The 23,992-nt window shown below is 41.0% G+C and carries 23 protein-coding genes; 9 read left to right on the forward strand and 14 right to left on the reverse strand.

The features are described from left to right. Nucleotides 1-166 precede the first annotated feature (166 nt). Nucleotides 167-1,144: a CgnE/CgnB domain-containing protein gene (locus tag EAE91_RS15240; protein ID WP_214089245.1), complete on the forward strand. Its 978-nt coding sequence runs from the start codon at nt 167-169 to the stop codon at nt 1,142-1,144. A gap of 120 nt (nt 1,145-1,264) precedes the next feature. On the opposite strand, the gene cfa is transcribed toward EAE91_RS15240, so the two are convergent. After that, nucleotides 1,265-2,416: a cyclopropane fatty acyl phospholipid synthase gene (cfa, locus tag EAE91_RS15245; RefSeq protein WP_214089246.1), complete on the reverse strand. Its 1,152-nt coding sequence runs from the start codon at nt 2,414-2,416 to the stop codon at nt 1,265-1,267. Nucleotides 2,417-2,712: 296 nt separating this feature from the next. After that, nucleotides 2,713-3,909: a purine nucleoside transporter PunC gene (punC, locus tag EAE91_RS15250; protein WP_214089247.1), complete on the reverse strand. Its 1,197-nt coding sequence runs from the start codon at nt 3,907-3,909 to the stop codon at nt 2,713-2,715. Nucleotides 3,910-4,056: 147 nt separating this feature from the next. Between punC and punR the strand changes: the two genes are divergently transcribed. Beyond that, entirely contained in the window at nt 4,057-4,965 is a 909-nt protein-coding gene (punR, locus tag EAE91_RS15255) for a DNA-binding transcriptional activator PunR (RefSeq protein WP_214089248.1), read from the forward strand. Nucleotides 4,966-4,971: 6 nt separating this feature from the next. Here the strand turns inward: punR and purR are convergent, their stop codons facing one another. Then, nucleotides 4,972-5,997 (reverse strand): HTH-type transcriptional repressor PurR, encoded by a 1,026-nt coding sequence (gene purR / locus EAE91_RS15260; RefSeq protein ID WP_214089249.1) that lies wholly within the window; start codon nt 5,995-5,997, stop codon nt 4,972-4,974. A gap of 841 nt (nt 5,998-6,838) precedes the next feature. Here purR and EAE91_RS15265 point away from each other — a divergent pair. Then, complete coding sequence (locus tag EAE91_RS15265) at nt 6,839-7,186, forward strand: Grx4 family monothiol glutaredoxin (RefSeq protein WP_214089250.1); 348 nt, start codon at nt 6,839-6,841, stop codon at nt 7,184-7,186. A 238-nt stretch (nt 7,187-7,424) separates the two neighbouring features. On the opposite strand, the gene rnt is transcribed toward EAE91_RS15265, so the two are convergent. Further along, nucleotides 7,425-8,081: a ribonuclease T gene (gene rnt / locus EAE91_RS15270; RefSeq protein ID WP_214089251.1), complete on the reverse strand. Its 657-nt coding sequence runs from the start codon at nt 8,079-8,081 to the stop codon at nt 7,425-7,427. Then, complete coding sequence (gene gloA / locus EAE91_RS15275; protein ID WP_214089252.1) at nt 8,081-8,494, reverse strand: lactoylglutathione lyase; 414 nt, start codon at nt 8,492-8,494, stop codon at nt 8,081-8,083. The genes rnt and gloA overlap by 1 nt, the downstream gene beginning before the upstream one ends. Before the next feature lie 172 nt (nt 8,495-8,666). On the opposite strand from gloA, the gene EAE91_RS15280 reads away from it, so the two are divergent. Continuing rightward, on the forward strand, nt 8,667-8,906 hold the full coding sequence (locus EAE91_RS15280) for a DUF1289 domain-containing protein (RefSeq protein ID WP_214089253.1): 240 nt from the start codon (nt 8,667-8,669) through the stop codon (nt 8,904-8,906). Nucleotides 8,907-9,464: 558 nt separating this feature from the next. After that, nucleotides 9,465-9,896: a transcriptional regulator SlyA gene (gene slyA, locus EAE91_RS15285; RefSeq protein WP_036805437.1), complete on the forward strand. Its 432-nt coding sequence runs from the start codon at nt 9,465-9,467 to the stop codon at nt 9,894-9,896. Between the two features lie 86 nt (nt 9,897-9,982). On the opposite strand, the gene EAE91_RS15290 is transcribed toward slyA, so the two are convergent. Next, complete coding sequence (locus EAE91_RS15290) at nt 9,983-10,453, reverse strand: outer membrane lipoprotein (RefSeq protein ID WP_214054453.1); 471 nt, start codon at nt 10,451-10,453, stop codon at nt 9,983-9,985. Nucleotides 10,454-10,800: 347 nt separating this feature from the next. Here EAE91_RS15290 and anmK point away from each other — a divergent pair, with 347 nt between their 5' ends. From anmK to pdxY, 4 genes are all read left to right on the forward strand, one after another. Beyond that, nucleotides 10,801-11,913, forward strand: coding sequence for an anhydro-N-acetylmuramic acid kinase (gene anmK, locus EAE91_RS15295; RefSeq protein ID WP_214089307.1), 1,113 nt, complete (start codon nt 10,801-10,803; stop codon nt 11,911-11,913). Nucleotides 11,914-11,962: 49 nt separating this feature from the next. Beyond that, nucleotides 11,963-12,616, forward strand: coding sequence for a pyridoxamine 5'-phosphate oxidase (gene pdxH, locus EAE91_RS15300; protein ID WP_214089254.1), 654 nt, complete (start codon nt 11,963-11,965; stop codon nt 12,614-12,616). Nucleotides 12,617-12,861: 245 nt separating this feature from the next. After that, complete coding sequence (gene tyrS, locus EAE91_RS15305; RefSeq protein ID WP_214089255.1) at nt 12,862-14,136, forward strand: tyrosine--tRNA ligase; 1,275 nt, start codon at nt 12,862-12,864, stop codon at nt 14,134-14,136. A 196-nt stretch (nt 14,137-14,332) separates the two neighbouring features. After that, nucleotides 14,333-15,196: a pyridoxal kinase PdxY gene (gene pdxY / locus EAE91_RS15310; RefSeq protein ID WP_214089256.1), complete on the forward strand. Its 864-nt coding sequence runs from the start codon at nt 14,333-14,335 to the stop codon at nt 15,194-15,196. 61 nt (nt 15,197-15,257) lie between these two features. On the opposite strand, the gene gstA is transcribed toward pdxY, so the two are convergent. The 8 genes from gstA to sapA form a co-directional block, all read right to left on the reverse strand. Then, nucleotides 15,258-15,863, reverse strand: a complete 606-nt coding sequence (gene gstA / locus EAE91_RS15315; RefSeq protein ID WP_214089257.1) for a glutathione transferase GstA — start codon at nt 15,861-15,863, stop codon at nt 15,258-15,260. Between the two features lie 380 nt (nt 15,864-16,243). After that, entirely contained in the window at nt 16,244-17,002 is a 759-nt protein-coding gene (locus tag EAE91_RS15320) for a hypothetical protein (protein ID WP_214089258.1), read from the reverse strand. A 566-nt stretch (nt 17,003-17,568) separates the two neighbouring features. Next, nucleotides 17,569-18,357 carry an enoyl-ACP reductase FabI gene (fabI, locus tag EAE91_RS15325; RefSeq protein ID WP_214089259.1) on the reverse strand — a complete coding sequence of 263 codons (789 nt, stop codon included), beginning with the start codon at nt 18,355-18,357 and terminating at the stop codon, nt 17,569-17,571. A gap of 172 nt (nt 18,358-18,529) precedes the next feature. Next, nucleotides 18,530-19,339: a putrescine export ABC transporter ATP-binding protein SapF gene (sapF, locus tag EAE91_RS15330; RefSeq protein ID WP_214089260.1), complete on the reverse strand. Its 810-nt coding sequence runs from the start codon at nt 19,337-19,339 to the stop codon at nt 18,530-18,532. Beyond that, nucleotides 19,340-20,332 (reverse strand): putrescine export ABC transporter ATP-binding protein SapD, encoded by a 993-nt coding sequence (gene sapD, locus EAE91_RS15335; RefSeq protein ID WP_214089261.1) that lies wholly within the window; start codon nt 20,330-20,332, stop codon nt 19,340-19,342. Beyond that, nucleotides 20,332-21,222 carry a putrescine export ABC transporter permease SapC gene (gene sapC / locus EAE91_RS15340; RefSeq protein WP_214089262.1) on the reverse strand — a complete coding sequence of 297 codons (891 nt, stop codon included), beginning with the start codon at nt 21,220-21,222 and terminating at the stop codon, nt 20,332-20,334. Before sapC ends, sapD begins: the two co-directional genes overlap by 1 nt. Further along, entirely contained in the window at nt 21,209-22,174 is a 966-nt protein-coding gene (sapB, locus tag EAE91_RS15345; protein ID WP_214089263.1) for a putrescine export ABC transporter permease SapB, read from the reverse strand. The genes sapC and sapB overlap by 14 nt, the downstream gene beginning before the upstream one ends. After that, nucleotides 22,171-23,835: an ABC transporter substrate-binding protein SapA gene (gene sapA / locus EAE91_RS15350; protein WP_214089264.1), complete on the reverse strand. Its 1,665-nt coding sequence runs from the start codon at nt 23,833-23,835 to the stop codon at nt 22,171-22,173. Before sapA ends, sapB begins: the two co-directional genes overlap by 4 nt. Nucleotides 23,836-23,992 lie beyond the last annotated feature (157 nt).

Here is a 23,992-nt window from a genome sequence, read left to right on the forward strand (position 1 = left end):
TCTGAGAAATGTTCAGTAAAAATATCAAAGCACATGGTTTTTGCTCTCAAAAAGAGAGTATGAGATCATAACTATTACCGTCGGTCAAATCTGATTTTTTTAACAAAATATTCACGATCTTGCCCTGGGGGTCTCCCCTTACTTAAAAATAAACAGGATTGTCCTCATGGATAAAAGTCTTGAGAATATGTATCGTTGTTTATCACATCATCCTGCGATTTCGGATAAAGTAAGAAATGATGAATGTGTAAAAATATTTATCGGATCTGATATTGAGCATGGCGATATTGCGCAAAAGATGCATGTGTATAAAGGGAATTTCGATGTGAAATCTGATTTTGCTTTGTTGGAAAAATCGTCACCAGACGATGTAAAACAAAAAATATCCAATTGTGATTTGTTTATTTTTCTTTATGCATCATCAACCTTAAAGAACGCCTCTCCACAAGGGCCAGAATATCTAACCAAAATAAGAAGCTTTATTACTGAATCGTGGAAGAAATCTGTGTTGTTCAAAGATTATGGTCCGCATTTTATTGAAGCATTCAGTGAGTCACCAGCATCAATAACAGAAAGAAATAAAAAACTTATTGCATTGTCGAGTCGATCACAGAAGATTCAATATACAGATAATAAAAGGAACTCGATTGTAGGTTATTTAGAGAAGGATCATAAATGGACTTCTATTGATGGCATCGGGAATATAGATGTTATTCCTGGGGAAATAGCAAGCCATATAAAGAACCTTAACGGTAATATTAGCTTTAGTGGTACCTTTTTGAGTACTGCACCCTTTGCCATAAAGTATGGAGTTGTCAATGATATGATGACTATAAATATAAAAGAGGGGGAAATTATTGGTTTTGATTGTGAGAATGATGAATTTAGTAGAGATTTTAATTTATATCTAAACCATAATCACGGAAATAGAATAGTTGAAGAGTTTGGTATTGGTACTAACACTGGGGTGAAAGCACTTTATGGCAGAAATGCCGGTTTTGAAGAGCGGCATCCTGGCTTACATCTTGGTTTAGGTGGTGGTGTAAAAGGGAGCCATCATTTAGATTTGATATTTTCTGGTGGAAAAATAGCATTTGATCAAACTGTTTTCTTTGATAATGGTTATGTGAGTGATTTCCGTTAGTGAAAAACAGAGCGATCTTTTTAGAATTAGAATAGGGATTTCCCTGTTAATATTTAGAGTCAGAAATGGATATGTTGTATTGACTAAAAGCTACAGTGTAAACCTGTAGCTTTTGGTTAACTATCGGGCTACCCGTAATCCGCCTTCAATACCGTTTAGACTGAATATGACTTGCCATAATTGGATATCGCGAGCACGAAATGCACCTGCACAGGCATTCAAATAATAGCTAAACATGCGTTTAAATGTTGGGCTATAGTTATTTTGTATTTCAGGCCAACTGGCAATAAATCTTTCATACCAGGCCATCAATGTACGATCATAATCTGCGCCAAAGTTATGCCAATCTTCCATAACAAAACAGTTTTTGCTGGTGTGGGCTATTTGCTCAATCGAAGGCAGGCAGCCATTAGGAAAAATATATTTGCTGATCCACGGGTCAGCACTGGCTTTAACTTTGTTGGAACCAATAGTATGTAGCAGGAATAAGCCATCAGGTTTTAAGTTTCTTTGAACAACGTCGAAGTAAGTCGCATAATTTTTAGGTCCAACGTGTTCAAACATACCAACAGAAACAACTCGGTCGAACTGTTCATGTAAATCCCGATAGTCTTTCAGAATGATCTTTACATCCAGATTTGAACATTGTTTCTGTGCATATTTCTGCTGTTCGGCTGAAACAGTTATTCCTGTGACGGAAACACCATAATTTTTAGCAGCATAAGCTGATAGCCCACCCCAACCACATCCAATATCCAATAGGGTCATGCCTGGAGAAAGTTCCAATTTTTCGCAGATAAGTTTCAACTTATCAAGCTGAGCCTGTTCCAGTGTTTTAGCTTGTTTCCAGTATCCGCAGGAATATTGCATATAAGGGTCAAGCATACGGGTAAAAAGATCATTTCCTAAATCATAATGTTGATGACCGACAATCCATGACCGTTTTGGCGTTTGCAGATTACGTAAGCGGGTTATTGCGATTCTCATTGTATCTTTGAGATTATTGGGCATTTTATTTTCTAATCCAGCACGTAAAACGCGATAGAAGAAAATATCTAACCGCTCACAATCCCACCAGCCAGCCATATAACTTTCACCTAATCCCATCGAACCTTGTTGTAAAACTCTTTTGTAGAAATTAGGATTTTTTATCTGGATATCATAAGGATTGTGACCATTAATTTGAATACCTGCTTCTTCTAGCATCTCATTAGCAATTCTCTGCCAAGAGTTAATGGCTGTTTTCGGGTTTTCAATACAGGATGAACTCATATACTCTCCAACGTTAGGGTGATGGAATATTGAGGAGCTCGTTTTAGCTAACAAAGCAGGATGCGAAGACGCAAAATGCAAAAAATAACAAAAAATCAAAGTAAAAAATCTTAAAGATGACTAATCCATGAGTTTAATGGGGGCAGTCATTGCTCCTGAAACCTCAAATTCCAGGTGATTTATAATAAAGAGCTTTATTAAGTATAAAGGCGTAAAATTGTTTCATCAATTAATAAATAAAGGCTGCAATTAATTGGTAATTGGCAGCCTTTATTGAGATAACGATTTGATTAATATCAATAATTTTGTTCAACTGTTTGAGTGTGGCGCTCAGCGTTTTTTTTCCACTGTATAAAATATCCTAATGTCATTGGAACAACGGTAGAAACCATGACAGTAGTTGTGGATATAAGTGGATTGCTGATAAATGCTGATACAATCAGGCTGGCAATAAAACAGAGCCCTAATTGAAGCGTGTTTTGTAATGCCGTAGCTTTGCCACTGTCTTGTGGATAAGCGGATAAAGCGTTTGCTACTGCAATTGGATATGACGCACCGTTCATCGCAGCCATAAAGCAGAAAGGTACCAGAATGGTGAATAGAGTTGGCTCGCTAAATTTTGCAATCAAATAGAGCACAATCATGCTGACAGCATAGCCAGTTAACAGATAAGGAAAAATAATCTCACTTTTTATTTTGGTCAAAATACTGCGGCATCCATAACCTCCAACGATAAAGGCCAACGTTTGAGGAATATAACTCAGACCGATGTCATCCGGGGAATATCCCATCTCACCGAGAATCGAAGGAGAGCCTGTTAACCAGGCAAAAAAGCCGGCGCTGCATGATGCAAATATCAGAACGTTGCCATTAAACAGCGGTGATTTTAATAGCGTAAAGAAGGAGACACTATTTGTTTGCATTTGAATTTCACGGTTTTTGCGATTGTCTTGCAAGAACAGAGTAAAAAACAACAGTAATAATGTAATTGCCAGTAAGACTAGGAAAATCGTGCGCCAGCCGCCATGTTGCAACAGCCAGGCTCCCATCAAAGGTGCCAGGGCAGGGGAGAGCGCGACCAGGGGCATAATCGTTGCAAAAACACGTTTGGTACGATTGGAATCGTAACGATCAATAACTAATGCTTGCCATGAGACTGCGGCTGAACAAACACCGATGGCTTGGATAAAACGCAAAACCAAAAGTTGGGTGGAATCTGTTACCCAAATCATACCTAGACAGCCAATAGAAAACAGGGATAGTCCGGTGATGATAATCGGTTTTCTACCAAAGCGATCTGAAAGAGGCCCCCATAAAAGTTGCGCAAAAGCGAAACCTGCAAGAAAGATGCTTAGACTGGCACTAATTGCGTTTGCCGATGTACCTAATTCTTGTTGCATAGCACCGAACGCTGGCAGATACATATCAATAGCCAGATAACCTAGCATACTCAAGCCTGCAAGGTAGAACATGAATTGACTTGAGTTTTTCATTTGATTGCTCTCTTTGTATGTCATGATTGAAATAATTTGCAGTGATGGGTAGATAACAATATTGACGCATATTCTATACGTCGTGATTTTTACTTGTGAAATGGTAATATTTGCATAGTGCTGTGAAAAAAATTGAAAGGTAAAATTATGTGGTCGGAATATTCACTTGAAGTCGTGGATGCGGTTGCCAGAACAGGTAGTTTTAGTGCCGCTGCATCGGAGCTTCACCGTGTCCCTTCTGCGATCAGTTATACCGTAAGACAATTGGAAGAGTGGCTTGCTGTTTCGTTGTTTGAACGCCATCACCGGGATGTAGAATTAACTGAGGCAGGCGCTATTTTTATTAAAGAAGCTCGCTCTGTTATCAAAAAAATGATTGATACTCGTCACCAGTGTCAACAAGTCGCGAACGGCTGGAGAGGGCAATTCAATATTGCTATTGATCGCGTTGTCAAACCAGAACGTAGTCGTCAGCTTATTCTTGATTTTTACCACTATTTTCCTGATATAGAACTTTTTATTCACCAGGAAGTGTTTAATGGTGTGTGGGACGCGCTGGTGGATAGTCGAGTTGATGTTGCAATTGGAGCAACCCGGGTAGTCCCAATCGGGGAAAGATATAGTTTCCGAGATATGGGGTTTATGCCTTGGCTATGTGTGGTTAGCGCAGGCCATGAGTTGACTCAGTTGCCGGGGCCGCTATCTGATGATCAAATGCGGCCTTATCCAAGTTTGTGCCTTGAAGATACATCTCGTAATTTACCGAAGCGTGACACTTGGAATCTGGATAATCAGCGCAGGTTGGTGGTTCCTGATTGGGAGTCTGGTCTGTCTTGTCTAAACGAGGGGTTATGTGTGGGAATGGTACCTGAGCATAGGGCAATGCCGCTTATTCGGCAGAAGAAACTAACCGTGCTGGAATTGGAACAGCCTTTACCAGACAGTCCATGTTGTTTGGCATGGGTACAAAACAGCCATTCTCCAGCATTAAGTTGGCTGCTTGACTATCTTGGCGATAGTGAAACTCTTAATGCTGAATGGCTTCAAGATGAATAAAGCGGATTAACGACGATAGTCGATAAATGGACCATCCACGACAGAGCGTCGTTCAACCAGGCGTGGATGTACTTCAATAGTTTGTGCATCTTCACGTTTGTTGATTATTCGGTCCAATAACATAGAAAACGCCATTTGCCCCAATCGTTCTTTTGGCTGATGAATGGTGGTTAATGCCGGAGAGAAATAACGAGCGTTGCGTATATTGTCATAACCGATGATAGAAATATCTTGCGGGACGCGTAATCCTGATTCATCAGCAGCACAAATAGCCCCCATAGCCATAACATCTCCGCCGCAGAAAACCGCGGTCGGACGCTGTTTTTGACTCAGGATTTGATGCATGGCTTTATAGCCCGATTCTGGCTCAAAATCCCCTTGAATAATCCATTCTTCTCTGATCGGAATGTTGGCTTCTTTTAACGCTTTCAAGAATCCTTGATGGCGGCCACCGCCGGTATTTCGTGCCAGAGGGCCGGGGATCGCACCAATATCACGATGACCACGTTCGATAAGATAACGACCAGCCAGATAACCGCCGTGGAATGCGTTATCAATAATCGTATCGGTGAAATCACTTCTGGCTTGCCCCCAATCCATGACGACCATTGGAATATTGCGATAGTCTTCCAACATTCCCAACAATTGTTCTGGGTATTCTGAACACATAATCAACAGTCCATCGACACGCTTTTGCGCCAGCATGGCGAGATAGGCTTTCTGTTTATCAATGTTATTGTGCGAGTTACATAAAATCAGCGTATAGCCTTTGCTATAACAACTGTTTTCAACGGCCTCAATGACTTCAGCAAAATAGGGGGCTTCACTGGATGTTGCCAGTAATCCGATCGATTTTGTGTGGTTAACTTTCAGACTGCGAGCTACGGCACTGGGTGAATAATTCAGTGCCTTAATAGCAGCCCAAACAGCAGCTTTAGTATCTTCAGCGACGAAGCGGGTTTTATTAATAACATGGGATACGGTAGTGGTTGAGACGCCAGCGTGCTTGGCCACATCTTTGATCGTTGCCATGAGGTGAAAGACTCCTGACCTTTTGGTCTAAATTTAAAACGTTTTGTTAATCGCTTTCCAGCCCTTTTACACGGGGGACTGATAATAAGTTAGCGATAAATCCTGGATTTTGTCTGATCTGGCTCAAAAGTGAAAGCAATAATCAGTGTTATAAAATGTATGGTAATCGCTATTTATGCTTTTCCTTGTGTAAGGGCAATTAACCAACTCAATAGACTGGTTTGTGTCGTTATAAACTTTTTATTCTGAGGAGGCTCTATGAATACCGATTTGAAACTTGGTTTATTTACTGCTGTTAGCACGTTAGTGATGATTACCATTTTTGCTGCTCTTTGCTTGATCTTTGCCTGATGTTTTGAATTGATTAGATGATTTAAAAATTGGACTTTACGTTGAAAGGAAATTGGGCAGATAGTCTCGGTGGTTTATCTGCCCTTTGCCTTTGGGTGTTAAAACAGATAGTAATGAATTAATCTGATGGTTGTTAAGCCAGATTTTCTGTAACAAATTCCCAGTTCATTAGCCCCCAGAAACTTGCCAGTGGAGTCGCTGCATTAGAAATATTTACGATAACCAGACTGCTATCTGTTTTCTTAGCCCGTTAAGTCCGGTTCAGAACCAAAATCTTTCACCATTGTGTCAGTAACGTTGTGTTGGTAACGTTGTGTCGGTAAATTTCTGGTCATCCTAACAACTTCTACGATAAATAACAGTGAAAACGATGTCATCTATGTCAGGATGAGAAAAGATCAGGATACATCTTGGTGAGAGAAAATGGTATTCTCGGTAATATTGTGACGATGTTGGTTATCAACATAATGTTGGTTTAAAGGAAATAAAAATGACGATTATTGAGAAGATTGAGCGCCAAATTAAAGAAAACCCAATTTTATTGTACATGAAGGGTTCGCCTAAATTGCCAAGTTGTGGTTTTTCTGCGCAAGCTGTTCAGGCTTTATCTGCATGTGGTGAACGTTTTGCTTACGTAGATATTTTGCAAAATCCAGATATTCGTGCAGAATTGCCAAAATATGCTGATTGGCCAACCTTTCCTCAGCTTTGGGTGGACGGTGAGTTGATAGGTGGATGCGATATTATCATTGAAATGTATCAGCGTGGTGAGTTACAAACATTAATCAAAGAAACTGCTGATAAATATCGCTCTCAGGACGAAGACGCGGCAGAGTAATGTTTTAATTACTTATAGACAGATTATTATGCTATCTCCCCATATATTGATATATGGGGGGGTATTATTGCTTGAATTTATACCCGTCATCTTTCAAGTTGCTTCTTTGTTGGCTGCACTCGTTCATCCCGGTCACATAGTTATCTATGCTCCCGGGGATTTACTCCTTTGCCGTCGCGATGCATCTTGAAATCCATAGGGTATAGATTTGATTATATTAATCTAGCCGTTCGGCTATTTATCCGGTTTTTTCTTCTGTTGCCGTCGTTAATGGCCAACCACCAAGTTGTTTCCAACGGTTAACCATTTCACAGAATAATTCAGCGGTACGATCAGTATCATATAAAGCGCTGTGAGCCTGATGATTGTCGAATGGGATACCGGCTGTGATGCAGGCTTTTGCTAAAATTGTTTGTCCTAATACCAGACCGCCTAAAGTAGCGGTGTCAAAAGTTGCAAACGGATGAAACGGATTTCGCTTTAGTCCGGTGCGTTCCGCGGCAGCCATAACAAAGCTATGATCGAAGCTAGCATTATGAGCAACGATAATTGCCCGATTACAATGATTATTTTTTATCCCTTTACGAACCATTTTAAAAATAGCGTGTAGAGCTTCATATTCGCTCACTGCTCCACGTAGCGGATTTAATGGATCAATGCCGGTGAACTCTAGGGCTGCTGGTTCAAGATTGGCTCCTTCAAATGGCTCAATATGGAAGTGAAGTGATTCGTTAGGCGTCAGCCAACCTTCACCATCCATCTCCAGTGTAACGGCGGCAATTTCAAGTAATGCATCTGTTTTGGCATTAAAGCCGCCAGTTTCAACATCAATAACAACAGGGTAATAACCTCGAAAACGCCCACTAAGGACGTTTGGTTCTTTTTTATCAGACATCAGATCGAGTTACCCAGGGCGTTGCTGGCATTTTTGTTTTCAATAAGTTCAATTTTGTAACCATCGGGATCTTCAACGAAAGCAATAATGGTTGTTCCGCCTTTTACAGGGCCTGCTTCACGGGTAATGTTACCACCAGCTTTGCGAATAGAGTCGCAAGTGGCAGCGACATCATCAACGCCTAATGCAATGTGACCAAAGGCATTTCCCATTTCGTAATGGTCAACTCCCCAATTGTAGGTTAACTCGATTACTGCTCCTTCGCTCTCATCAGCATAGCCAACGAAAGCGAGTGAGTATTTATATTCGGTGTTTTCACTGGTGCGGAGCAGGCGCATTCCTAACACTTCAGTGTAAAAATTAACGGAGCGTTGTAGATCACCAACACGGATCATGGTATGGAGTAAACGCATAATTACCTCTAATTTGATGGTTTTACCAATATTTTTGTGCAGTAGGTCGCACAAAAACCACTAACTATAACGTGTCTTACGGTTACAGTTCAATTTGCCCATAATTATAATTTATTCTTATCTAGGTTTATAATTAAATATAGTATGTGAATTGTATAGGAAACGGGATGCGATGGCGGAGCAACTGGAGTTTTTTGCTATTCCCAGTCCTTGTCGAGGAATTTGTCAGGCTAATGAGCGAGGCTTTTGTCTGGGGTGTTATCGCAGCCGGGAAGAAAGATTTAATTGGATGAAAATGTCTGATGGGCAAAAGCGTGAAGTATTGCGACTGTGCCGACAAAGATATTTACGTGCATTGAGAGCACAAAATCAGACAGATGAAGAACTACCTGAACAGCCATCACTATTTTAATTAGAGATTTTTGATGTTATTAGGGTTAACAATTCAATGATTTACTTATATAGGGTTATATTTTTGGCGAAGTTATAAATGTTCTACTATAATCTTAAGTATTTTGTTTGTTATTTTTTTATTTCTTACTTAACGAAAAGACTAAGGGAGCTTATTTGAATGTTTTTATAACTTTATGTTTTAAATGGAATTTTAAGCTCAATTGTGTGACAAATGTAAAATAAAAACAACATTAATGTAAAAATAGATAGCTTAGCATTTAGATGACAGCTATTCTTATAGTACTTTGAATAAAGTATTGAATGATATTTATTGGTTTCTGGTTGTTTGTATTCATAGTTCTGATAGTTTTTATGGTAAAAATATTGTATGTTAATTGTTTTGTTCTGAGTTTAAATTAAGTTTAGTTGTTCTTGGTTATAGTTACCTGAATTAGTTAGTTGCTAAGAATTTACTGTGATTATACAGAAGTTATATATACTTTTTTAAGGCTAGTTAGCCTGATTTAGAAAAATTTGGCTGTTATGTTTAGTAGGCTAGTTATTTAAGGAGGGACAATTGGAATCTACATTGGGATCAGATCTGGCACGGTTAGTTCGTATTTGGCGTGCTTTAATTGACTACCGTTTAAAGCCGTTAGAATTAACTCAGACTCATTGGGTAACGTTATACAATATTAGCCGGTTACCTCAGGAGCAATCTCAGATACAGTTGGCGAAAGCTATCGGTATTGAGCAACCATCTTTGGTTAGGACATTAGATCAACTTGAGGAAAAAAAACTTATCACCCGGCATACTTGTGCCAATGATCGTCGTGCAAAAAGAATCAAGCTAACTGAAGATTCTGCATCGGTTATTAGGGAGTTGGATGGTGTTATTGAATCCACAAGAAATGAGATTCTGGAAGGTATTTCACGCGAGGAACTTGCTTTTCTTTCCACTTTAGTGCAGAAGTTAGAGCAAAATATTATCCAATTACAGAGTAGATAGTAATTACGATATCCATGAAATGCTGACCGGATGAAAGAAGACCGCGACTTACCAAAATGAAGTCACGGTTTTCTTATCTCTATATTTTATTGTCGAGGTGAAACAGTAATATTACTGCCTTGGCCTGCGATTCTTACTCGTTGACCTTTATGGAAGAGAGTTTTGCCTTGTTTTTGAACAACAATGATGCTTTCGCCGCTGTCACGACGAATTTCGAGTTCTACACCTTTAGTTGTGTTAAGAGCTCCCTGAACATTTTGGCCTGCAACGCCACCGGCAATCGCGCCAGCGGCAGTCGCTAATGTGTTGCCACTGCCGCCACCAATCGTATTACCAACCAAACCTCCCAGAACCGCGCCACCAATCGCGCCTAATACATTTTCATCGCTACCCGCCTGAATATTGACAGGACGAACAGAAACAATTGTACCGTAAGAGACAGTCTGGACCTGCTTAGCTTGTCCAGCGGTATAGGTATCACCAGAAAGAGAATCGGTGTTGACACAGCCTGATAATGAAGCGACGGCAACCGCGCTAACTAAAAAGTGCTTAAACATAGTAACTCCTAATTTCGATGCCTGACTGCGTAAATCTGATAGCTTACTGGGCGGTCAGGCTAACAACTGGCATTAGCAATAAGTAATAAAAAGCTTATTCAAATAGAATGCCAGTACATTAGCAATCTAGTGCTAAACATATATTAAACGTCAATAGAGATTTTTAAAAGAAATAGCTATTAATGAGAAATTCAGCATTTTTTGTGAAGTTGTTTCCAAAACTCAGGTTTTATTCCTGAGTTTGTCTATTAGTCATATACAGCCAAAACCACTGCGCTTTATAGTTATTGGCGTGGTTTCTGATTTTATCAAGACAGATTTTAAGCAGGAAGGCAAATTAAATGGTTATGAAGTCAGGTCGTTATATTGGTGTAATGTCGGGTACAAGTCTGGATGGCGTTGATGTGGTGCTTGCGGCAATCAATGATAAAGTTGTTGCTCAACAAGCCAGTTATTCGCACCCATTTCCACACGAATTAAAACAGAAAATTCTTTCAGTCTGCCAAGGGCAACAAACAACATTATCCGCAATTGGTCGGTTAGATTATGAACTTGGTTCTTTATTCGCTGAAGCGGTACAAGGCTTACTGACTAAAACAGGGTTAACCACAAGTGACATTATCGCTGTGGGATGTCATGGACAAACCGTTTGGCATGAGCCAGATGGTCACACGCCTTTCACTATGCAACTGGGCGACAATAACCGTATCGCGGCTTTAACTGGGATGACTGTGGTTGGTGATTTTCGTCGGAGGGATATGGCATACGGTGGACAGGGTGCGCCATTAGTTCCGGCTTTTCATTTCGCCGTCTTAGGTCATCCGACAGAACGCAGGATAATTCTCAATATCGGTGGTATTGCCAATATAACGACGCTATTACCGGGATCACCTGTCAAAGGGTATGACACAGGTCCGGGTAATATGTTGATGGATAGTTGGGTATGGCGTCATCAGAAAAAACCTTATGATAAAGATGCGCAATGGGCACGAGAAGGTACGGTTAATAACCCATTACTTAGACAAATGCTTTCTGATCACTATTTTTCACGGCCAGCGCCTAAAAGCACAGGCCGGGAGTATTTCAATATGAGTTGGTTGGAGGCGCAATTAGCTAATTTTCCTGACATATCTCCAGTTGATGTTCAGGCTACACTGGCCGAGCTGACAGCAGTGTCTGTGTCACAGCAAATCATGTTGAGTGGTGGATGTGAACGTCTGTTGGTTTGTGGAGGTGGCGCACGTAACCCACAGATAATGAGCCGACTTTCTGCCTTATTACCGGGAACGGAGGTTTGCCCGACAGATAAATATGGCCTAAGTGGCGATGATATGGAAGCGCTGGCATTTGCCTGGTTGGCATTCCGTACAATGTCAGGTGCGCCAGGGAATTTGCCCTCTGTTACCGGTGCGAGTACTGAAACCATTTTAGGGGCAGTTTATCCTGTTAATAATCAATAACAATGATAAGCTGTCTGGTATTTAGTGAGTCATAAACAGAGCTACGTTAATGTCAGAACATAATGAATTTGATGTTGCAGAATTACGCCGTGAATATATTCGTGGTGGGTTAAGACGTAAAGATTTGACTAAAGAACCTATCGAACTTTTTGAGCGTTGGTTCAAGCAAGCATGTGAAGCTAAGTTGAGTGATCCAACTGCAATGTGTATAGCAACGGTCGATGAGAATGGTCAACCGTATCAACGTATTGTTTTATTGAAGCATTTTGATACAAATAATTTGATTTTTTATACAAATTTAGGCAGCCGAAAAGCAAAACATCTGGCGCACAATAACAAAATCAGCCTCCATTTCCCTTGGTATCCTCTGGAAAGGCAGGTCTCTTTTCTTGGAAAAGCGGAACGTCTTTCTCCTGTTGAAGTGGTGAAATATTTTCATAGTCGCCCCAGAGATAGTCAGATTGCCGCATGGGCATCACAACAATCTTCTCGTATTTCCGCACGCGGTGTTTTGGAAGGGAAGTTCCTTGAATTGAAACAGAAATTCTTGAATGGTGAGGTGCCTTTGCCTAGCTTTTGGGGAGGATTCAAAGTGACCTTTGATTCTGTTGAATTTTGGCAAGGTGGCGCAAACCGGCTCCATGACCGGTTCATTTATCAACGGCAAGGCGATAGCTGGCATATTGACAGGCTTGCGCCATAAATCGTGGATTATTGTTTTTAACACTAGCACTTATAGTATTGGCGTTTTATCCTATGCCGCACTCTTTTATAAGTAGCAACTTATATACCCTATGGATTTCAAGATGCATCGCGACGGCAAGGGAGTGAATCCCCGGGAGCATAGATAACTCTGTGACCGGGGTGAGCGAGTGCAGCCAACAAAGAGGCAACTTGAAAGATGACGGGTATACAACAGACAAAATATACAAATTGATGGAGTCATTAATGTCTAGCAATAACCTGATAAAACAACTGCAAGAGCGGGGCCTCATTGCCCAGGTGACGGATGAGAATGCGTTAGCGGAGAGACTGGCGCAGGGCCCTGTCTCCCTCTATTGTGGTTTCGATCCGACCGCTGACAGCTTGCATTTGGGGCATCTGGTTCCCTTGCTGTGTTTAAAACGATTCCAACTGGCCGGGCATAAACCCGTGGCGTTAGTTGGTGGAGCTACGGGGTTGATTGGCGATCCAAGTTTCAAAGCCACTGAACGAAAACTGAATACTGAAGCTACCGTTAAAGAGTGGGTGGAGAAAATTCGTAGACAGGTTTCACCTTTCCTCGATTTTGATTGTGGCGAAAATAGCGCTAAAACAGCCAATAATTATGATTGGTTTGGCAACATGGATGTTCTGACTTTCCTGCGTGATATCGGTAAACATTTCTCAGTTAATCAAATGATTAACAAAGAGGCGGTTAAACAGCGTTTAAACCGTGATGATGTGGGTATCTCTTTCACTGAGTTTTCTTATAACCTACTGCAATCTTATGACTTTGCTCGCCTGAATGAAGTACATGGTGTTGAGTTACAGATTGGTGGTTCTGACCAGTGGGGAAATATTACTTCTGGTATTGATCTAACTCGTCGTATCAACCAGAAACAAGTATTTGGCATGACTGTTCCACTGATCACCAAATCTGATGGCACTAAGTTTGGCAAAACAGAAGGTGGCGCTGTTTGGTTGGACCCGAAAAAAACCAGCCCATACAAATTCTATCAATTCTGGATTAACACTGCGGATGCTGATGTTTATCGCTTCCTGAAATTCTTTACCTTCATGAATCTTGAAGATATTGATGCTTTGGAAGAAGAAGATAAAAATAGCGGTAAAGCTCCTCGTGCTCAGTATGTATTGGCAGAACAAGTTACCGGTATGGTACATGGTGAAGAAGGACTGGCGGCCGCTAAACGGATTACAGAAAGTTTATTCTCCGGGGCTGTTGCTGATTTGACCGAGGCGGATTTTGCTCAATTGGCACAGGATGGTATGCCGGTAATTGAGTTGGAAAAAGGGGCAGATTTGCAGCAAGCTTTGGTTAATGCTGGATTAGTGCCTTCTCGTGGTCAGGCGCGAACGATGATCAGTTCCAACGCTGTCGCGGTTAATGGTGAAAAACAATCTGAACCTGAATACCTGTTTACTGACAGTAACCGTCTGTTTGGTCGTTACACCCTGTTGCGTCGTGGTAAAAAACACGATTGTTTGATCTGCTGGAAATAACCAAGGTTGCATATATACCCTATGGATTTCAAGATGCATCGCGACGGCAAGGGAGTGCAGCCAACAAAGAGGCAACTTGGAAGATAACGGGTATGATGGGGCAACAATAATGTTGCCCTTCTTCTTACTATTCTTACCGTAACTTTAATCTTAAATCTTATAAACAGAAGCCAGAATAAAAATATAGGCCGTTATTGTGAAAAATATTCTTTCAATTCAATCTCATGTTGTTTTTGGTCACGCTGGTAACAGCGCTGCGGAGTTCCCTATGCGTCGGATGGGGGTAAACGTATGGCCGTTGAATACAGTACAGTTTTCAAATCACACCCAATATGCTCAATGGAAAGGGTGTGTTATGCCAGCGAACCATCTTACGGAAATCGTCCAAGGCATAGAAGAAATTGACCAGCTCAAATTTTGTGATGTGGTACTGAGTGGATATATTGGTTCACCGGAGCAGGGGAGCCATATTATCGATATAGTGAAACGAGTAAAAGCGGTGAATCCTGATGTTTGGTATTTCTGCGATCCTGTCATGGGGCACCCAGAAAAAGGTTGTATTGTTGCACCTGGGGTAGCTGAATTTCTGTGTGAAGAAGCGCTTCCTGTCAGTGATATCATTGCGCCAAATTTGCTGGAGCTTGAAACACTCAGTATGCAGAAAGTGACTAATGTAGAACAGGCTGTCGTAGCTGCTCGAACACTATGTGATAAAGGGCCGGATATTGTACTGGTTAAACATCTTAGTCGTGCTGGTTATCAGACTGATCGTTTTGAAATGCTATTAGTGACGAAAGAACATAGTTGGCATGTGAGTCGGCCTTTGGTGGACTTTGGCGAACGTCAGCCAGTTGGTGTGGGTGATTTAACCAGCGGTTTGTTATTGGTTAATCTATTAAAAGGCGAGTCTTTACAAACTGCCCTCGAACATGTCGCTGCTGCGGTTTATGAAGTGATGGTAACAACGAAAGATATGGGCGAATACGAATTACAAATTGTGGCTGCTCAGGACAGAATGGTGGTGCCTGGCCATAAATTCTGTGCGACACAATTGAATTAAGATATTTAACCGTTCCACTGACATTGTGTGGAATGACATTGCATGGAACGGTTTTTTATTTTTAAATCAATCCTTCGGCTTTCAGTGCATCACGAACATTTGGACGTTCTGCGATCTTCCCTTGATAAGCTTTAAGATGAACCAAATCAGATAGATCCAATTGCACTAAAGGTGCCCAGTTACTGAGCGTGAATAAATAAGCGTCAGCAACAGTAAAATGCTCCCCGGCAATGTATGGCTGTTTTGCTAATACTTCATCTATATACTTGAATTTCTTAAGTAGATTATTAATAGCAACAGGACGATAATTTTCTGGTGTTCCTGGCATGAACAGGGGCGAAAATCCTTTATGAATTTCACTGGAAAGATGGCTAAGCCATTCAAGTTGATGATATCGTTCCATCGTTCCGGCTGGTGCAATTAATTTTTTGTCCGGTTTCTGGTCGGCAATATATTGGACAATAACAGATCCTTCGGTGAGGATCTCATTGTTATCTAACAGAAGAGTGGGTATCTGGCCTTTTGGGTTGATTGCGAAAAAATCGTCGCCGTTCTCCGTTTTTTTAGTTTTCAGATCAACTTTAATCACGCTGAAATCAAGTCCTGCTTCACGAAGTATAATGTGGGGAGAGAGAGAACAAGCTCCAGGTTGGTAATAAAGTTTCATGTATGGCTCCTTAAAAATTTTCGGTAAAATAGAACAAAGGAACTCAGTAAGGCATTTTCATAGCCTGGATATATACTACCACGACAGATGGAAATATGTTATATCAAATGAATATTTAAATAGATATAAGGTGGTGTGATTGTATCGTGAATAACCCTTTTCTATACTCTGTTATAGAAGTAATTTATTGGATTTTTTTATCATTATTTTCAAGTAGATTGGTTGTAATAATCTAGAAATTTAGAGGGGAGTCTTGGATGAGGTGACTTATCTAAAACTTCCCCGTATTTTGTGTCATATAGCATATTTTACAACTGGTTATATTATATGGAATAAATAATGGCGATTATTGATAGTTGCAAAAATTCATCTTATATTGATTATAAGATAATTAATATATTATTCTTATTAAATGACTTGTAATCATAGGAAAATAAATTGAATTTATTTGTAAAGTCACTAAAATAGACCATGCATTGTCTATAGTTTCTTGTGAAAATATCTTTTTTATTCTCTTGATTAAAGTTTTTGACTAACTCTTTGTAAATATTATTAATTGTTTCTATTTGTCCATTAAGTCTATTGACGGAATTATTTATATTTCTAAGGCTAAATGAAACGTCTGATATATTTAACGTGATTTCTTCCATCAATAAAGAGACTTTGTATATTTGCTTTTTATCTTTCCCATCGGGAATATTCTTTAATAATTGTTGTATCTTTATATGTGTTTTTTCTGCGAAGTTTTTCTTGTGTTCAAAATCAATTTGAGATATTTCAAAGAGTTGTGGCAGTTTAGAGATGAAATCATTTAGCTTACTAAAATCTGATTCAATTTCTTTCAATGCATGATCGACTCTGGCAATATAACCATGACCTAAATATCCACTGCTAAGTGAACCTAAATAAGTTGTTGCTTTGTTTATATTTTTAATAATTCTATCAATATCTTGTTGATCGGAATTATATACATATTCATAATCTTCCAGTGCTGATGGCCAGTGATATAATGATTCACTAAATTCATTCCAAGAAGTTACAATTTCTTGGGATAGATCATGATCTTTCAGGCATTCTGGCAGTTTTATATTGGTGATTGATTTAAACATATTGGATATAATTAAAAAATCATTTTTCATTTTATGCACCTTGCTAAAATAATAAATATCATTAAATTGTATAAAAGCATGAAATATAATATTCAAACCAAAATGGTAAAATAATAATAAAATATTGCATTAAAAATATTTAACTGGAAATATTGTACTGATAATCGATTTTATAAAATTAAGTTGTTGATTATATTAAAGGACATATTACTGATTAGTGCAAGGAAACAAGATGATATTTTTTATTTCAGTAAAATAATTATAAGGTAATATCGTTTAACTCTTTAATTACAAAGGGTTTAATAATTCGCTCTAATAGTTTTTTTATATTTTGATTTAAAATTAATTTTTACCTATTAGTGATGATTTAATGAATACTCTATGGATTTCAAGATGGATCGCGACGGCAAGGGAGTGAATCCCCGGGAGCATAGATAACTATGTGACCGGGGTGAGCGAGTGCAGCCAACAAAGAGGCAACTTGAAAGATGACGGGTAAAGTGATTAATCTATCATTTTATTGATAATAAAAGGCCCGAAAAACTAGTTTTTCGGGCCTTGTTTTGTGAATTGAAATTTACTGATTATTAATCAGATTATTTCAATTCCAGTTCATTCATTGCGACAATGCTGAAACCACCATCAACATGCAGGATTTCACCGGTAATACCGCCGGACAGATCCGAACACAGGAATGCCGCAGCGTTACCAACATCTTCAGTTGTTACCGTGCGGCGAATTGGGTTAACGGTTTCACAGTGAGCCAGCATTTTACGGAAATCTTTGATGCCAGACGCAGCCAAAGTGCGGATAGGGCCGGCGGAGATACCGTTAACACGAATACCTTCGGCACCCATAGCGTTAGCCATATAACGAACGTTAGCTTCCAGAGATGCCTTTGCCAGACCCATTACGTTATAGTTAGGGATTGAGCGCTCTGCTCCCAAATAGGTGAGTGTCAACAAAGCAGAATTTGGGTTCAGCATTTCACGGCAAGTTTTTGCCATAGCAACAAAACTGTAAGAGCTGATGTCGTGTGCGATTCTGAAACCTTCGCGGGTAACGGAACTGACATAATTACCATCCAGTTGATCAGCAGGTGCAAAGCCAATGGAGTGAACAAAGCCATCGAATTTTGGCCAGACCTTACCCAATTCAGTGAACAGGGCTGCGATGCTTTCGTCTTCGACTACATCGCATGGCAGAACGATAGTAGAGTTCAGGGAAGCAGCAAATTCTTCAACACGAGGTTTCAACTTGTCATTTTGATAAGTGAAAGCCAGCTCAGCTCCCTGGTCATGCATTGCTTTTGCAACACCATAAGCGATGGAGAGTTTACTGGCGACGCCAGTGATCAGAATGCGCTTGCCGGTCATAAAACCCATAACAGTATCCTTGTGTGATAACGCCGGTAATGATATTCATGGATTAAAATTGTTCACAGAGACAATATCAATATGACGTTTTATTGTTAATAAACCCAGTAATTCTATCACGCTAGAGAGAAATATGCTGTATTTTGCATTCTGCTCCGAGCAGTGAGTATCGTTTTATATGTCAAGGAATATCCTGCCGCCAGGCATCAGCGGTGAGTGGCTCACCAAAATGGCTGGCGATCAGACGGCGGGTCATATCATGCAGAGGAGAAGCCAACACTTCTGCTGTATTTCCCCGCTCAACAACTTCCCCCTGATGCATGACCAGCACCTGATCGCTGATATGTTTCATCATGCCAAGATGCTGGGTGACATAGAGGTAAGAAATACCTTGTTTTTCCTGTAATTCCAACATCAGATTAATGATTTGAGATCGCATAGACATATCGAGTGATGCTAATGCCTCATCAGCAATAATAATCTGAGGTTGTAATATTAATGCGCGCGCCAGTGCTACCCGCTGTTTCTGGCCTGAGGCTAACATATGTGGATAATAATTGGCATGGTCCGGCAACAGGCCAACTTGTCGTAATGTCTGGTTGATCCGTTTTTCCCGCTCCATTGTATTAAGCGCGGTATTAAGCAGAAGGGGAATATCAAGAATTTGCCCAATACGCTGACGAGGATTTAGCGATGTACTTGGGTCCTGAAATATCATGCGAATGCGTTGGCTGCGATAGCTGTAATCACCATAAGTGAGTTTATGGCCTTCGATCATGATTTCACCAGAAGTTGGTTCGATGACTCCTGAAAGCATTTTTGCCAGTGTTGATTTTCCGGAACCGTTTTCACCAATAATCGCCAGTGTCTGTTTAGCTTGTAAAGTAAAACTAACGGGTTTTACCGCATCAAGATGTTGACGGTGAAAAAAACCCGTTCGATAACGAAAAGTTTTAGCCAAGTTTTTGACTTCTAGCAGAGTATTAACCAATTACTGTTCCTCCAGATTCAATGGAAAGTGGCAGGCAAAAGCATGGTTTTTAATCACCCGCAACCGTGGTGTTTCAATACACGTTTTTTGCGCATAAGGGCAACGCGGACCTAAACGGCAGCCGATGGGGAGGTGCTCAAGGGATGGAATAGCGCCTGGTAAGGTGTTTAACCTACTTTTATGAGGCAAAGAGCTACCAAAATCAGGAATAGCGCGGCTTAACGCTTGTGTGTAGGGATGATGAGGCGTTATCAGTAATTCATCGGGAACGGCGCTTTCGACCGTTTGACCACAATACAGAACATTAATGCGATCCACCAGTTTGCTCATGACTTGCAAGTCATGACTTATCAGTAAAATGGTGGTGTTATTGTTCTGATTCAATCGTGCTAATAGACGGAAAATCTGAGCTTGGGTGGTCGGTTCCATCGCATTGGTTGGTTCATCTGCAATCAGCAGACGTGGCTGGTTAGCCAATGCGATAGCGATCATGACCTTCTGACATTCTCCTTCCGTTAATTCGCAAGGGAAACTATTCATGATGTCTTTATGATCTTTAATTCCCACACGGTGGAGTAATTCAATAGCCCGGCGTTTTCGCCATTTGAAACGTTGCCACCAACGGCCTTTATAAGTCCAGCTAGGGATGGCTTGAATGAGTTGTTGACCAATATTTTCAGAAGGATCAAGACAGGATTGTGGTTCCTGAAAAATCATTGAGATATTGTGGCCGATCACTTTTCGGCGCTGCCGTGGAGTCAAACGGAGCAGGTCAATATCATCGAAGCGAAAACGGTCAGCCGTCACTTTGAGATTATCTTTAGTGACTCCACTTATTGCTTTGGCAATCAGACTTTTACCTGAGCCGGATTCACCAACCAGACCACGTATTTCACCTTCTACCAGTGAAATACTGACGCGATCAACCGCTTTAACCGGCCCTTTGGCAGTCATAAATTCAATAGTGAGGTTGCGAATGTCGAGTAATGGCATTATTCCACCCCGGAATTAATTGCACGGTGTAATCCATCACCTAATAAATTAACTAACAAAACACTGAACATGATTGCCGCGCCGGGCAACATAACAGTCCAGGGCGCAACATAGATTAGTTCCAGTGAATCGCCCAGCATGGCTCCCCATTCTGGTGAGGGGAGTTGGGCACCAAGATCAAGAAAACCAAGTGAAGCGATATCAAGTATGGCGATAGAAATGGCGCGTGTTAACTCGTTGACCAAGGCGGCGGTAATGTTTGGTAATACGGCATACCATAGAATATGGTAATTAGAGGCACCATCCAGACGAGCGGCAATAACATATTCTTTATCTAGCTCATCGTGAACGGCGCTGTAAACCGTGCGAACGATACGTGGTAATAGCGCCAACCAAATAGCGATTATTGCATGCTGCAAACTGGCACCCACAAAGGCGACGACAATAATTGCCAACAAAAGTGATGGGATAGAGAGTAATGTATCGAGAATATGATTGAGTATCGCGGATTTCAGCCCTCGTGTCATACCTGCCAGACAGCCGATAATCAAACCACATAAAGCGGCTGCTAAAGTGACTAACAGCGCTGAACCGAACGTGGATGCCGTACCTATTAGCAATCGGCTGAGAATATCGCGCCCAAGATCGTCGGTACCTAGAAAAAATGCGATATTACCGTGATATGACCATGAAGGTGGCAGTAGCTGGTGACCAAGAAATTGTTGATCTAGCTGATAAGGGGCTAGATAGCCACCAAACAGACTTAGGGCAATCAGAATAAGCACCCCGTAAAACCCCATCATTGCCAATATGTCGGAATAGAAAAAGCGCCAGATGACCTTTATCGGTGACGGCATTTTCTTTTCACGATAAAAATTATCTAAGGGCATACCATTCCTTATGTTTCAGAGGGTTAGTTATTGCGCCAATAATATCAGACAGAACATTGACAGAAATCACCAGTGTGCCAATCACCATAACACCGGCAGAAATGGCGGAATAATCTTGCTGACGAATGGCACTGACTAACCAATGGCCAAGTCCCGGCCAGTTAAATACGAGTTCCGTCATCATTGCCAGTGTTAGCATGGTGGAAAATTGTAATCCTAGTTTCGGAATGATGGGGGGCAATGCATTGTGTAACACATGACGACGGATAATTGTCAGCCTGGATAAACCGCGGGTTGCGGCGGCTTTGATATAGTTTTCACCAAAAACTTCTTCTGTACTGTTTCTCATCAACCGAATAACTTCGGTTGTCGGTGCAACTGCGAGTGTAATAACGGGTAGCAGCAAGTGTTGCACGGCGCTAATGATCATCTCATTACGATGGGGTGATTTTGATAACCAGGCATCAATTAATGAGAAACCTGTCACAGGTTCAATCTGATATAGCAGATTAAAACGTCCTGAGACCGGTAGCCAACCGAGATAAAGAGAAAAGAATAGAGTGAGCAATAATGCTAGCCAAAAAATCGGGATAGAAAATCCGATTAAGGCAATGGAGGTGATAACAGTATCCGCAGGTTTGTTACGCCATACTCCCGCAATAATCCCGAGAGGGATGCCGACTAGCAAGGCGGCAGAGAAAGCCAGAATACAAAGCTCCATTGTGGCGGGGAACACTTCCCATAGTTGTTCGCTGATAAGTTCACCGTTGATGCTGGATACGCCAAAATCCCATAGTAATAAGCTGTGGAAAAAGAATATATAAGCATCAAACAGGGATGCCCCGCTGAGAGGGGCGTTGGGGGTGAAGTAGCTGAGGCTAAAACTTATCAGTGACAGGAAAAACAGGGTAATAATCAGCAATAGCAGACGACGGAGAGTGTAAATAATCATTTGCCCTCCTTCTGAGTCATTTGATCAGTCTCTTTTTCCCGATAAACACCGGCGAAAGAGGTATTACCAAATGGACTAAGTATTAGCCCTTTAATATCGTAACGGTAAGCCTGTAAATGCAGAGAATAGGCTAATGGTAATACAGGTAATTGTTGTTCAAGGATTTGTTGAGCTGCATGATAGTACTTAATTCTGGATAATAATTGCTGGTTAATCAAAGCTTCCCGCAAAATTTTATCAAATGCTGGATCACACCAATGGCTGAAATTGGTCTGTGAAGCGATAGCAGCACAGCTTAACAGTGGCCGGAAAAAACTATCTGGGTCATTACTGTCAGTTGACCAACCTGATAGGGTCATATCGTGAGATTTATCCATCAGCTTGGTTTCCTGAAAGCGGCCCTCAACAGGTTTAATACTCATGGTAATACCAACTTGTGCTAAATCTGCCTGAATCAGCTCTGCCATTTTGAGTGGACTTGGATTATATGATTGGGAGGCGGAAGGTACCCATAAGCTTAATTGCAAGCCGTTTAATCCAAGAGCATTAAGCATTTTGCGTGATTTTTTTGGGTTGTATTCCGTAATCTTAGTTTGATTATCATAAGCCCATGACGCCCGAGGTAAAATTGATGAAGCTGTTTCCGCCGTACCATAATAGATGGATTGCATCAGCCGTTGGTTATTAATAGCGTAGGCAATGGCTTGCCGAACCTGTAGTTTATCAAGTGGTGGCTTACTGGTATTGAAAGCCAGATAAGCGATATTCATTCCTGGGCGTAACGTCAGACGCAGGCGGGGATCATCTCGTAAAACTGTAAGCTGGCTGGCAGCGGGATACGCTAATACATCACATTCACCGGTTAAAAGCTTAGACATCCTGCCGGTGCCACCGGCACCGACATCAATAACTATTTGCCGCATTTGTGGTTTGCCCTTCCTATATTTATCATGGCGAACCAGACGGATAAATTGTCTGGTCCGATGATCTTTCAACATAAACGGGCCGGTGCCGACAGGTTTCCAATCAATTTGTTCATGGCGGTTCATTTGATGCAATTGTTGCCCATATTCTTGTGAAAGTATTGGGGCATAGTGGGTTGCCAAATGCCAAAGAAAAGAGGCATCTGGTTCGTTCAAGCGAAATTCCACTGTATATTCATTAATCTTACGGATACTTTGAATTGAGTCGGCCAGTTGGAGACTGTCAAAATAGGGGTAATGCCCGCCATTGACGTTATGATAATAGTGCTGCTTATCAAACAGACGCTTAAAGCTAAAGATGACATCATCAGCATTCATTGTACGGGTCGGAGTAAACCAGTCTGTTGATTGAAATGAGACATTACGGCGTAGATAAAAGCGGTAAGTAGCGCCATTATCCAGTACCTCCCAATGGGAGGCTAATTCAGGGAGCAGACGGTAAGTATAAGGATCAACATCTAATAGGCGTTCGTAAAGTTGGGCGGCCAGCGTATCGACAGTTAAGCCACTGCTAGCCAGTTGAGGATTAAAGGTGTTCAGATTGCCATTAACGCAATAAATAAACCCGTGTTGCTGAATGTCAGCCGGAACGTGGGGCTGTTTTTCAGGCATAGCCATTGTTTCTGCAATAGCTGGAGCTGAAAGGGATAATATGATCCAATAAATCAAACTGCGCATATAAGGCATCTGTTATTAATTAGAATTGACACATTGTATCTCAAATAGCGCTTGAGCCCAAAAAAACGCTGCGGTGATGATAATGAGAAAAATTCTCAATAAAGTGCTTTACAAAACGTATTGAGAACCATTATCATCTATACCGCACTTCCGGGGA

Origin of the sequence: Photorhabdus noenieputensis (assembly GCF_018448935.1) — a bacterium.
In the GTDB taxonomy this organism is placed as follows: Bacteria; Pseudomonadota; Gammaproteobacteria; order Enterobacterales; family Enterobacteriaceae; genus Photorhabdus; species Photorhabdus noenieputensis.